Origin of the sequence: Kitasatospora cheerisanensis KCTC 2395 (assembly GCF_000696185.1) — a bacterium.
GTDB classification, from domain to species: domain Bacteria; phylum Actinomycetota; class Actinomycetes; order Streptomycetales; family Streptomycetaceae; genus Kitasatospora; species Kitasatospora cheerisanensis.
Window position 1 is genome coordinate 2,476,603 of record NZ_KK853997.1, and the last position, 12,308, is coordinate 2,488,910.

At 70.3% G+C, this 12,308-nt stretch carries 9 protein-coding genes and 1 pseudogene; 4 read left to right on the top strand and 6 right to left on the bottom strand.

Features of this window, described 5'->3' with window-relative positions; all coding sequences use genetic code 11:
* Positions 1–130 (top strand): annotated as a pseudogene (locus KCH_RS46580) (IS5/IS1182 family transposase); the annotation flags it as partial.
* Positions 131–1,648: 1,518 nt separating this feature from the next.
* Here the strand turns inward: KCH_RS46580 and fxlM are convergent.
* From fxlM to KCH_RS39430, 6 genes are all read right to left on the bottom strand, one after another.
* A complete protein-coding gene (gene fxlM, locus KCH_RS11140; RefSeq protein ID WP_035862084.1) occupies positions 1,649–3,724 on the bottom strand; it encodes a methyltransferase, FxLD system in 2,076 nt (691 codons plus the stop codon).
* A gap of 33 nt (positions 3,725–3,757) precedes the next feature.
* Complete coding sequence (locus KCH_RS11145; RefSeq protein ID WP_035862086.1) at positions 3,758–5,011, bottom strand: lanthionine synthetase C family protein; 1,254 nt, start codon at positions 5,009–5,011, stop codon at positions 3,758–3,760.
* Positions 5,008–8,052 carry a lantibiotic dehydratase gene (locus tag KCH_RS11150; protein ID WP_084224184.1) on the bottom strand — a complete coding sequence of 1,015 codons (3,045 nt, stop codon included), beginning with the start codon at positions 8,050–8,052 and terminating at the stop codon, positions 5,008–5,010. Before KCH_RS11150 ends, KCH_RS11145 begins: the two co-directional genes overlap by 4 nt.
* 131 nt (positions 8,053–8,183) lie before the next feature.
* Positions 8,184–8,333, bottom strand: coding sequence for an FxLD family lanthipeptide (locus tag KCH_RS39425; protein ID WP_084223461.1), 150 nt, complete (start codon positions 8,331–8,333; stop codon positions 8,184–8,186).
* A 182-nt stretch (positions 8,334–8,515) separates the two neighbouring features.
* Positions 8,516–8,848, bottom strand: a complete 333-nt coding sequence (locus KCH_RS37135; protein WP_051652961.1) for a hypothetical protein — start codon at positions 8,846–8,848, stop codon at positions 8,516–8,518.
* Positions 8,842–9,321, bottom strand: coding sequence for an ATP-binding protein (locus KCH_RS39430; RefSeq protein ID WP_244305633.1), 480 nt, complete (start codon positions 9,319–9,321; stop codon positions 8,842–8,844). Before KCH_RS39430 ends, KCH_RS37135 begins: the two co-directional genes overlap by 7 nt.
* 323 nt (positions 9,322–9,644) lie before the next feature.
* Here KCH_RS39430 and KCH_RS44320 point away from each other — a divergent pair, with 323 nt between their 5' ends.
* From KCH_RS44320 to KCH_RS11170, 3 genes are read left to right on the top strand one after another with little or no spacing between them, the layout of a single operon-like run.
* Positions 9,645–10,568, top strand: a complete 924-nt coding sequence (locus KCH_RS44320; protein ID WP_482793293.1) for an NsdA family TPR-like regulatory protein — start codon at positions 9,645–9,647, stop codon at positions 10,566–10,568.
* Entirely contained in the window at positions 10,472–10,993 is a 522-nt protein-coding gene (locus KCH_RS47640; RefSeq protein WP_482793294.1) for an NsdA family TPR-like regulatory protein, read from the top strand. The genes KCH_RS44320 and KCH_RS47640 overlap by 97 nt, the downstream gene beginning before the upstream one ends.
* 30 nt (positions 10,994–11,023) lie before the next feature.
* Positions 11,024–12,133, top strand: coding sequence for a UDP-N-acetylmuramate dehydrogenase (locus tag KCH_RS11170; RefSeq protein ID WP_051652962.1), 1,110 nt, complete (start codon positions 11,024–11,026; stop codon positions 12,131–12,133).
* Positions 12,134–12,308 lie beyond the last annotated feature (175 nt).

Below are 12,308 nucleotides of genomic sequence, written 5' to 3' on the forward strand. Positions count from 1 at the left end.
CGCCCGCGACTACGATCACCGGCCCGACAACGCCGCCTCCCGCGTCTACTGGGCCTCCACAGCCGGCATGCTCCGCCGCCTGACCGCCCCCAGCCCCGCCTGGCGCGACGACGTCGAGCTGGCTGCGTGAACGTCACCGAACTCCTGCGGCTGTTGCAGGCCGAACACGACGAGACCGCCGCACGCGCCGACTACCTGCGCGAACAGATCGAGCGACTCACCGGCGCCCTGGCCGAGGTCGAGGCCCGCCTCGCCGAGATCGTCACCACCGGCAAGGTCATCGACGGCCTCACCCTTCCCGACCATGAACCGGCCCCTGCGGAGACCGCCACCGTCTACCAGCAGATCGTGACCGCCTTCAACGAGCACCCCGGGCAGGTCTTCCGGGTCCGCGACCTGCACGAACTCCTCGGACTGCCCGCCGACGAGCCCTCGATCAACCTCACCCGCTCCCGCCTGGGACGACTCGTTCGTCAGGGACTCCTCGACCAACCCGGACGCGGGCGCTACCAGAAACGGACTTAACGTCCTCTCAAGTGGGTCGGGTCCGGGCGCGCTCCGGTCGAGCGGGGCCTTTTCGAGCACCCTGGCAGCCTTTGCGAGGGCCTCCTCCAACTGGGCCCGGCCGACGGTTGAGAGATGGCCGGCGCCCAGCGCGCATGCCCTAACCACCGCGCGGAGGGAGCTGGCCTCGGCCCGGGTCAGCAGGTCGTTGTAGGCGGAGTAGGCGAGGAGGTCGCGGGCCGCGTATCCGTCGTCCGATTCGCTCGAACGGATGATCAGGGACTGCGCGAGGCTCCGGGCGGCCTCGTTGGTGGTCCCGCCGGCCGCGTCGATGGCGGTCTGTATCAGCCGGGTGGTGAACACCGCGAGGCCGGGTCCGGTCTCCAGGCGGTGGCAGTGGTCGAGTGCGGCAGTGGCCTCGCGACGGCCGCCGGGTGTGCACAGGGCGGTGAGGACGGAGGTGACCGCGTTCTCCCAGGGGTCGCCCGGCTCGGTATCCGCGAGGAGCGCGAGAGCGCCGTCGAGGTCGCCGGTGGTGGCGCGGGCGAGAACGGCGACCTGGCGGCCGTCGAGGATCCGGTTGCCCACGCCGCGGTAGCTGTTGAGGTGTCGAAGGGCTTCCTCCCAGAGGCCGGAGCAGGTGAGGGCCCGGGTGCCGTCGGCGAGCATGACCCGCCACAGCCATGCGCGCACGTCGGCGCGTTGGGCGTCGGTCTCGGTGAGGCGAGCAGGCACGGTGACGCCGTCGAGGACAGTGCTGGTGCCGGTGGCGATGGCGTCATACAGGGAGAGGAGCAACTGGTGGCCCTCGCCTCCGCGCCCGGCCCTGATGTGCAGGCGGGCGAGGTTGACGATCGGTTCCAGGCCGCGGATCGCGCTCATCGCCGGCAGTGGGCCGAGCCGCAGGTACAGGTCGGCGTGCCGGTGGCACAGTTCGCGGGCGAGGCCGGGTAGCGCGAGGTCGGAGGCGAGCAGGGCGGCCTGGTTGAAGACGGTGGATGCCAGGCCCGGGTCGTCCTGCCGGGTGCCCGCCTCGGCAAGCTCGCTGAGCTTGCCGAGGCGGGCCTCAAGGGGCAGGCACGCGGGCCGGATCCGGGCGACCAGCGGGAACCGCTGGGCTATCGGCCCGGTCGGGTGCACGAGGTCACTCCCAGCTGACGGTGATGGGGTGGAGGGGGCGTTCCAGGACGAAGCGGCCGGCGGCCGGGTCGGCGGCGGCCGGGGTGTCGGGGAGTTCGAAGCGGACGGAGCGGTCGCGGAAGCCGGTGTCCCAGGTGCGGATCTCCTGCGAGACCAGGTCGGCGAGTGCCGCGCCGTTGGGGCCGTGGCCGATGACGCCGGTCTCGTACGCCTTGCGGCCGTCCTCGCCGGGCTCGGCCGGGCGGATGGTGAGGTAAGCCAGGGAGGCGCCGTCCACGGCCGCCATGGAACCCCACCCGAACATGCGGGAGACACCGCGCTCCTGCGCACCGTCGCCGACGCTCATGCGCATCAGGGAGTTGGGCAGCGCGCAGGCCAGCCACAGGTCCATGTACTCGTAGGTCGTTCCGGCGGGGATGTTCACTCCGGTCCATCGATCGTGGTGCTCGGAGTCGAGGACACCGAGCAGGGCGCTGGCGTCGACCGCGTCGACCTGGTCCTTGTGGACCTGCAGCGTCACGTCGTCCTGCTCGGTGAGGGCGAGGGTGCGGCGCGCGTCGTCCATGCTGCCGCGCAGCGGCATGAACACCGCGAGCTGGCTGTCGACCGATACCCACCCGCTCTCGCCACGCTCGAAGGCGATGGAGCGGCTGGCGGTGCCGCGCAGCCGCAGTGGCACCACGATCCGACCGGTCGGCTTGACCTGCTGGAGCCAGGCGGTCGGCATCTCGGCGGTGCTGACGGTGGCCATGACCTTGTCGTAGGGGGCGCCGGCCTCATGGCCGAAGGCGCCGTCGCCGAGGACGACCTCGACGTTGGTGATGCCCGCGTCCACGAGGTGCTTGCGGGCGCCGTCGACGAGGTCGTCGTCCACGTCCACCGTTACGACCCGGCCGTCGGGGCCGACCATGGTGCCCAGGTAGGCGGCGTTGACGCCGGTGCCCGCGCCGGACTCGAAGACGCGCTCACCGGGCTCGGCGGCGAGCTGTTCGAGCATCAGGGCGACGATCCACGGCTGGGAGGCGGCGGAGATCTGGGTGCCGGAGCCGTCGGTCTTGGTGTAGGTGGGGTTGTCGGCGTAGGCCGTCTCCAGCGGGAAGCCGGGCAGGAAGTGCTCGCGGGGCACGGTGCGGAAGGCGTTCTCGACGGCGTCGGTGGTGATCACCTTCTGCTCGCGCAGGCGGGCGGTCAGTGCGGTGCGCAGCTGCTCGGAGGACTGGGACTGGTCATCGCTGAGAGTAGTCACTTGGGCGACCCTAGTGGTTGAGCGGATGGTGGGCTGCGAGGACACGAGGTCCCCGCCGGAGTGGAAGACGGCTTTCAACGCCAGTGCGGCCATGGAGGATTGGTCCGTCGTGGAGATCCCGGCGCGGTTGGCGTGGAAGAGTAGGTGGTGGGCCAGAACGGCCCGCAGTCCCCGGGTGAGGCTGTCGTGGCGGGCGAGCCGGGCCAGGGACTGGCCGGCGCTCTCGAAGGCGCTGACCCACTCGTCCTGTCCCGGGAGCGGACCGGCGGAGCCGGTGAGTCGTCGCGTGTCGACGGTCATCAGCCGCAGCATCGCCCGGGCCCAAACGGCCTCCCGTTCGGGGTCGGCGGCGGCAGGTTCGGGGCGGAGTTTGGCGAACAGGTCCCATACGGCGCCCTGCTCGTACCAGTCGAGGCCGGCGGCGCGAAGCATCACGCCAGTGAGCAGCACGGTGGTCTCGCGTCGGCCGAGAGTCGGTGCGCCAGCGGGGGCGGCGCAGGCGAGGAGGTAGCGGCTGTCGTGGTGGAACAGCTCGTGGGCGACCTCCATGCCGCGCTCGCCGCCGAACGCGGCGGTCTCCGGTTCGTAGATGCCGTTTGTCCACCCAGTGACCAGGCCTTCGGCGGTGAGGCTGTCAAGGAGTCCGGTGATGGAGGGCACCGGAACTTCGGCGCGATACCGCAGCTTGAACGGGTTCTTGCGCATGTACCACCAGCCGTCCAGCGAAAGGTCACTCTGCGCGGCGGTCAGCGCCGGAGCCAGGCGGTGGGCGGCGGCGTGCTCGGCGCTCCGGCCGTCACGAAACCGAATCTCGTGCTGGATCCAACGGTTCATCAAGGGGCGTCCTCACATCGGGTCGGTCAGCGGTCAGGCGATGAGCAGGCAGGCGTCCCAGCCGGAGAGCGGGGCCGTGCCGCTTGCGGGCGTGATCACGGCGAGCGCGGTGCCGGCGGCGCCTTCGAGGAAGGCCGGACCGGCTGCGTCCAGCACGGTGGTCGTCTGTTGGGCTGGATCAGCGCCGACCGGGCTTACGGCGTCCAACAGGGTCAAGGCGACGGTTCGAAGCTGCGAGGCTGTCGATGGCATGGCGTCAGCTGCCGCGCGGTGGGCGATGTGCGCGAGGCCGGCGTACCCGTGGCACAGCGAGACGTCCGTCGTCGCCGCGAGCGCCGCCGGGTCCGAAAGAGCTTTGATGAGGGCGGTTTCCGCCTCGCGCTGGCGGGCAGGGTCGCCGACCGCGTGGGCTGCGAGCTGTTGGGCGCGGGCAAGTCCAGCGCTGCCGTAGCACCAGCTCGGCCGTTGCGCGTTGGGCGCCGCGGCTCGGCCGGAGTCGAGCTCGTCGCGGATGACCCAGTACGGCCACCTCGTGCCTGCCCGCCACCGGTCCAGCCAGCACAGGACACGGTCGATCGCCTCCAGTTGCCCGTCGACCTTCACCCCGTGCATCAGAGCGAGGGCGAGCAGGGCGAGCGGGCCGCCGATCCCATGCGCCATCCCATTGTTGGCGTGACCACCGGCGAACCGGTCATCCGCGCGGCCGGATGGCCCGCTCGCTGCCCACCAGCCGGGTAGCAAGGTGCCGTCACGCTCGAGCGGCTCGGTCAGGCGGACCAGGTAGGAGAGGACTTTGAGGAGCGCGGGGCCATCGGGATCGCGGCGCAGCAGGTGGGCACCGAGGCCGGCCAAGCCCCGGATGGCGTCGAACTCGGCCAGCGCACCGCAGTCGCCGCGATCGATGCGCGCGTGGGCGGCCGCGACGCGACGCGTCGCGTCGGCCGCGACGATCTGATCGAGGCCGACCAAGGCACGCGTGTAGGTGCCGGGGCGGGCACGGGCCGCACTGGCGAGGGCATGGGCGACGGCCGGTGCACCGTAGTGCAGGTAGCTGTCCGGGCCGCTGGTGATCGGCGCGCTCGTGGTGAACCGCAGCCAGTCGTGGACGCGTTGCCAGGCGCCGAGGCCGGCGGCGGCCCGCTCGATGTGGAGCAGCGCGATACCCGGAGCGCCGTGCGCCAACGATTGACGCCACTGCGGATGGGTCGTCGAGACGGCAGGCAGGTTGCCGGGGTCGGCGAGGCGGTCGGCGATCACGCCGGCCATCTCCAACGCGCGGTGCGTCATCGTGCACCGTCCTTGGCGAGCCGGGCGAGGGCGACGGCCCTGGCCAGGTAGAGGACGTGGGCCTCATCGTCGAAGTCGATCCGGTGGGCGCGGACATAGGAGACATGCAGCAGGGAGCCGAGTACGTCGTCCACGTCTACGCCCCTGGTGTGGGGTCCGGGGAAGTGGCGGCGGTAGGCGGCCAATGCCCGGTCCCGTTGACCCCAGGCATCGACGATGGCCGCGCCGCTGGGCTCGGCACGTAGGGGCGCCCAGTTGTCGACGGGGTCGGCGAGGCGCACGGCCTGGGCGAACAGGGGACGCGGGATCGGTGCCGGGGCCTTAGCGGCGACGTTGGCGACGAGCCAGCGCAGGCCGACGTGCATCCCGCCGCTGAACGCGCAGGCGATGGCCACCGTGTGCGCCGCCAGCAGCGCGCTTCGCTCGGGCCGGTGAGGCTGGGACAGGTGGGCTAGCAAGGCACGGGAGTCGGCGCGGAACACCTCTTCGGCCGCGTCCCAGGCGGGTCCGTCGCCCCAGCGGCCGATCTCAGGGAACGAGGCGGGATACCGGACTTCGGCCAGCAGGCCGGCCTGGCGCAGCTCGGCGGCCCACGTGCTTACCGTCTGGGCGGCGGCACCGAAGTCGGCCGGATCGTCCAGGGCGATCCGCAGGCGAAGGTGCTGCTGGGGGTCGCGGAAGCGCACGAACCACCACGGCGGCGAGTCCAGGCGCTGAAGTAGGTCGGGCAAGTGGCCTGTGAGGATGGTGTCCTGGCGTTCAAGGTTGCCGTAGAGGCTGGCGAGCAGCACCCGGGAGGTGCCCGGGTTGTCGCCGTGGCCCCGGGCGAGGACGCGGGCCCGGGTCGGTTTGGGTAGGCGCGGCCAGATAGCTGGGCGGGTCGCGGTCAGCGGCACGACGATCTCATGGGCGCGGCCCCCAGCCCAGCCGGTATCGCCAGGCCGCGGCGCCTCGGTGAGCACGGCCACCGGCTTCTGCGCGAGGTGGGCACGCAGCAGGGCCCGGTGGCCCGGATGGTTGAGGTAGAGCGGCAGGTGCTGGTCGCCCTCGACCAGGTGGACGCGGTGTGGAACGCAGCGGCGCGCAAGCCAGTAGGTCAGGGCCTGCAGCCAGGTGTCCCAAGGGGCGTCAGCGGTGGGCAGCTCGCGGGCGGTCAGCCGCCAGGTCGCGGGGGAGAGGATGACCCGGCCGTGCCGAAGGCGCGGCAGGAACGGCAAGGTGCGGGCGGCGCCCCAGGAGAAGGCGGTCACCTGGGCGCACTGGGCACGGGAGAGTTCGGTCAACAGCCGGGCCAGCGGTGGCGTGTGGGTGCGAAGGTTCAGCGCGTTCGTGCCAGCAGCCTCGATCCGTACGCCCAGGTCGGGGGCGGCCAGGTACATGCGGCGTCCGTCGCAGCCCACCGCCAGGTCGCGGGGGAAGAGCACGCCGGCAGCGGGGAGCCGGTGTTCAGCGAGGCTGATGAGGAGCTGGCCGGTCGGCACGGTGCGGGTGACATGGGCGGTCGCCGGATCCAACGGGGGGTAGGAAAGCTGGGCGGTGACGGTGTCGACGTCCATGGTCGGCAGCCCGGCGAGAGCGGAGGTCAGCGCCGTACGCTGCTCGGGCTCCAGCAGCGGCAGGAACCGGCCGACGGAGACGCCAGCGGCGCGTGAGACGGATAGGATCTCCAGTCGGAACTCACCGCGCTGAAGTGCCTGCTGACTGCCGGCGTGAAGCCGGGCCCCGATCTCCAGGTGCGCGGGCAGGCGCGGCTCGGCGGGCCCCAGCGAAAGGGATGCGAGCAGGGCTTCGTCGAGTTCGACCTCGCGGTGGTCCTCGAGGGCGGCTCGTTGCGCGAGCTCGGAGAGAACTGCATCGCGTTCGGAGAAGCGGGGCTGCTCAGCGGCCTGGGCGGTGCCTGGATAGCCGTCGGGCCAGCCGATTCCGCTGTCGGCGACCATGTCGGGCAGCGGCACCAGGGATCCCCGGCCGTAGCGCTCGTAGAACCGTTGGTGGTATTCCCGCCATGCGGCCACTCCGTACGGGAAGGCGCTCAGGCGCGCGAGGAGGTCGGCGGCGTGCGCCGCCTCCCGGGCGACCGCCTCGGGAAGGACCAGGTCGGCGTCCAACCGCATGTCGACGGCCAGCGGATGCCGTTTGGTCGCGGCCAGCTGGCTCATCGTGTGCGCGGTACGGCGTCGCCGCTCTGTGTCGGGGGCCTGGTTGTGGGCGGCGAGTTCGGCGTGGACGGTGCGAAGGCCGGTGACAAGAGCCGCGACCTGGTGGACGGCGTCGGCATCGGCCGTTTCCAAGGCGGCCAGTAGGTGCCCCAGAGCGTCCGGCTCGGTGGCTGGAGCGTGCAAGCTGGTGATCAGAACTCGGCTGGACACCAGCTCTGTGAGCGCAGCCGTGATCCGGGCGGGCGCTGTGTCGGGGAACTCCGCACCCAGCTTTGCCGCCAGATCCTCGACACGCACAGGGGTGTGCGCGGCCTTTATGGCGAAGCGCACCGCGTCGGTGTGGCGTACGGACACTTCGGCGGCGCCCGTAGTGCCGTCAGGCCGCGGTACAGGCTGATGCGGGACCACCAGGCGATCACCGCGCACCGCCGCGTTGGAGTTGGCCACTACGTTGAGCCGGGTCAGCAACTGCGGGCAGTCCTCCAGCTGGGTGATCACTAGAGCGAGCCACTCGGCGCCGGCCCGGGCGAGGGCTTGGTGCTGCTCTCCCCAGCGAAGCTGGGAGTTGAGGGCGAACGTGGTGGTCTGCACGCCAGCGAACAGGGCGAACGGTGTTGGCCTGGCGGTGGCGCGCAGCAGGTAGCGGGCGGTGGACAGCACCGCTCGCCGTGTGTCCCGCGCGTCCGGGGCGGCAGCGGAGCACAGCGCCTCGACCTGGCGGGCGAGAGCCGCGCTGGCCTGCCCGAGCGCCTCGGCGAGCTGCTCGTCGGACCAGACAGTGCGCAGCCATCGCGTCCACGTTGGCAAATGATCGGGCCCGGTGGCGGTCAGCTCAGGCCAGACCGGCACCGCCAGGTCGGGGCGGGCGACGGCGCGCACCATTGCCGTCCCAGTTGCCTGGTAGCTGGCGGGAGAGCGCACGAGTACCTCCGGTTCGGACGATTGGAACAGGGCCGGCCGGGCGTCGCCGGGCAGTGCCCGGCGACGCCGACCGTTGCGGTGTACCTGGCGGGTCAGTGGACGCCGGTGGTGCAGGCGCCGCACGTGCTGCCGCAGCCGTCATCCGTGAGCACCTGCAGGCTGGCCACGTCGCTCTGCTCGATCGCCGTGACGTCGAGGTCGAACTCGTCCGCGGCCGGAGCCGTCTGGATCTGCTGAGCCATTGCTGTTCCTCCTGTGCTGTTTCCCTTTGAGGGGCCTGGCGCCGGGGCACTGAGTGCGCCCCGCATCACCAGGAGACGGTGGGGCGGGCGTGCCGCTGTTGCGGCCAGCTGCCGTTTGTCCAGGGGTGTGTGACGGTTGATCTTCAAGTCGCCGACGACGCAGCTTCGATGACTCGCGCGGACTACGGCGGGACGAACGGATCGGCGCCGACGCTGTACGTCACGCCGTCCTGGCGCAGTTCCATGGCGAAGCCAGATCCCTGCGAGAGAAGGGCGAGAGCCTCGGTGTACCGCTGCTGGTCGCTCAGCCACGCGCGCACGATCCGGACGGCGGGGGGATCCAGCTGGACGGCGATCTCGTCAAGTCGTCTGCGGATCCAAGAGATCGCGTCGTCCGCCGATTCGACAAGGGCAGCGCCTAACGGGAAGTTCCGTACGCTCACCGCCACGCTGTTACACCAGAAGCTTGCGCCCTGCACAGCGGTGGCTCGTGAATCCATCGCGCTGATCAGCACGAGATCACCTCGATCCCAGGACCGACCTGTGTGGAGGGTTGGACTCCTGGGAGCGACTCGGCTGCGATCAGTGCCCAGATTCGCTTTCCTCCGCCGGGACCGACAAGAGCCTTCCACTGAGCGCTGAGCGCATGAACCAGGATGAGGCCCCGTCCGTGAACGTCGTCCTCGGCAGTCTCGACGCGAGTCGGCAGCTGCGAACTCGGATCACCGACCGCGACCTCCAACCCGTCCGGTCGGGCGGCCAGGAAGACATCGAACTGTCCGTCAGCTCCATTGCACCCATGGATGACCGCGTTGCTGGCCAGCTCCGCTACAACCAGCTCGGCATCGTCCACGACGACATCCGAGTAGCCCCACTTGCGCACCTCGCAACGGACTCGAGCGCGCACATCGGGGACGGTGTCCGGTACGGCGCGGAAGCTCTCGTGCCAGGAGAGCGCATCGGCGGTCTTGGCTGGCTTGCTGGTCATCGTGCGCACCGTGCCCTCCTGTGAGAGTCAATGGCGATTCGGACAGTGGACTGTCCGACGGACCGAATGCCTGGTTGCGAGCAGGTCGATCGGGACTCCGGAGGCATGAGGGAGCCGCCTGTGATCGCCTGGCGATGCGTCAACTTCACTGCGCTAAACGCCCTGAGAGAAGATGAGGCGACGGTCAGGGTGGTCTGCGAGAAGGTAAGAATGGTCAGCTTTTCCGGATCCAGCGGGATCCGGTGCTTTGCCCGTGCCACGCTGAAGCGAAAGGACGGGGCCGAGTAGCGGTCCGGGCGAGGGAAGGCGGGTGGCAGACCGCAATGGTGGAGGCATCGTTGCTTGGCAGGTGCCTGGAACAGCTGGACTGGTCGCCGGAACGCCTCGCCCGGGAGATCAACCGATTGTGCGGACCCGGCACCATCAGCAGTAAAGCGCCGTACGGGTGGCTGCGAGGATCCTGCCCGAGAGGACGGCTGCCCCAGGTGGTCGCCGAGATCCTGTCCAGCCGGCTCAGCGAACCAGTGAGTGCGGAGGCCCTGTGGCCCGCCAAGTTCACGGCCACCGGGGTCCTTCTGTCCGCCGACGACGGCCTGGATCTGCCGTGGACCCAGACCGGCACACGGCACTGCTCGACTCTGCTGACCGATGGTGGAGCAGCCAGGCAAAGCGTACCCGCGCTGCTGCCAGTGGCCGGGCGCTCGTTGATCGGGCCCGCGGTCGACTGGCTGACGGCCCCCGAAGAGGAGCTGCAAGCACGTTCGATCGGTCTGGAAATCGGCCCCGCTGCCGTGGACGTCCTGATCGACCGCATTGCCCAACTTCGCCGACTCGATGACATCCAAGGCGGCCCACTCGTCCTCGACTGGGTCACCCAGGACCTTCACTGGGCCGCAACCCTGGTTCGCAGTGGCGCCTACGACAACCAAACCGGCGTGCGCCTCCATGAAGCGTTCGCCGAACTCGCGCAGCTCGCCGGTTGGGTGGCCACCGACCTCGACCGCGTCGCTCTCGCTCAGCGCTACTTCCTCACCGGGCTGCGAGCCGCGCACACTGCTGGCGACCGCTTGCTCGGCGCGAACATCGTTTCCTGTCTGAGCTACCAGGCAGCGTGGCACGGGCCGATGATGATGCCCTGCGGCTGGTCAAGGTGGCCCGAAAGGGAGCCGCCGGCCACGAGAGCGGGGCTGTCCAAGCCCTGCTTGCCACCCGTCAAGCCAGGGCGCACGCGAAGCTCGGCGACATAGCGGGGTGCGAGCGTGCACTGGAGGAGGCTGCCGCTTTCGGATCGGCCATCGATGGAGCAACAGACCCGCGTTGGTCCTACTGGGTTACGCCGGCGGTGCTGGCCGCTGACGCGGGGCGGGCCTGGCTCGAACTCGGCAGACCAACCCGGGCAGAAGAGAACCTTGTGCGCGGACTGGAGCTGTTCGGCCAGGAGCAGCCCCGCAACCGTCTGTTGCACAACGCTTCGCTCGCCGAGGCCCGGCTCGCCGGCGAGGACGTCGAGGGAGCTGCCGCGGCGGCGCACAGCGCGATGGATCTGAGCGCGCACCTTGACTCGCAACGAGCCCGTGCCCGGCTTCGCGTCCTGCACACGGGCTTCGGCGCGAGGGACACCTCGGTGGCTCGCGAGGTCTGCGGCAGGGTGGAAGACATCCTGTCCGCGTAGGCTCGGCTCGATCCGTACTAAGGAGATCACGTGCGCGTCCGCTCCCAGGTCCCCCTGGCCCCCTTGACGACCCTCGGGGTCGGTGGGGCCGCCGAGTCCCTCATCGAGGTGACGGAGCTGGACCATGTATCCGCAGCGATCGACCAGATCCGCCGGCTCGGGATCCGCCCACTGGTTCTGGGCAGTGGCAGCAACGTCCTGGTGGCGGACACCGGGTGCCCCGGGGTGGTTCTCCGCATGGCGACCCAGGGGGTTGACCTGTGTCCGGAGCCTGATGGACAGAGCGTCCTCGCCACCGTGGAGGCAGGACACCAACTCCAGGATCTGGTGGAGCTGACCATCGCTGAGGGCCTCACCGGCATGGAGACGCTCATCGGCATTCCCGGCACGGTCGGAGCCACTCCAGTGCAGAACGTCGGTGCGTACGGACAAGAAGTCGCCGACACGCTCGTCCGGGTCGAGGCTTGGGACTGGGAGGCCGACCGCCCGGTCAGACTCTCCGCCGCAGCCTGCGGTCTCGGGCACCGGACCAGCATCTTCAAGCGGTCCACGCGCTGGACCCTGCTGCGCGCGGTGTTCCGACTGCACCGCTCGCGGCTGAGCACCCCGATTACCTACGGCATGGTCGCCGAACGACTGGGCATCGCGAAGGGCCAGCGCGTCCCGCTTGCCGAAGCCGCCGCCGCAGTCCTTGCGGTGCGACGAAGCAAAGGCATGGTGCTGACTCCCGGAGACCCGGATGACCGCTCGGCCGGCAGCGTCTTCCTCAGCCCGGCCATCGACGCGGATCTCGCGCAACGCTTGCGCGCCCGGCGCGCCCCGGTCAATGACTTCCCGGACGGTTCCATCCGGGTAAGCGCGAGCTGGCTGATCAAGGAGGCTGGCTTCTCCCTTGGCCAGAGGGTCGCCAATGGCGTCAGGCTGTCCAACAGGCACTACACCCTGGTCACCGAGAGCGGCGCCACGTCCGCCGCATTCGCGGCCGGTGCTGAGAGGCTGGCTCTGGAGGTCGAGAAGGTGACCGGGGTGCGACTCACGCCAGAACCCGACCTCTTCGGCGACGAGCCCGTGTACACGCGACTTGTCGAAGCCGTGCAGGTGCAGCGGCCGTCCAGCACCGTGGCGTACGCCGCAGGCTGAGATCCCCGTTCGTGTTCGAGTGCCGGCCGAGCAGGCCCGGTCCGCCAAACCAATGCAGACCAAGCACGCTTCGTGGATCAGCCCGTGGGCGGGGAGGAATTGTGGGTTAGGGGCGTCGGTCGCTTGACCGTCCATGGCGACGGTCCCGGTCAACCCAAGCCAGGGTAGTGAGAGG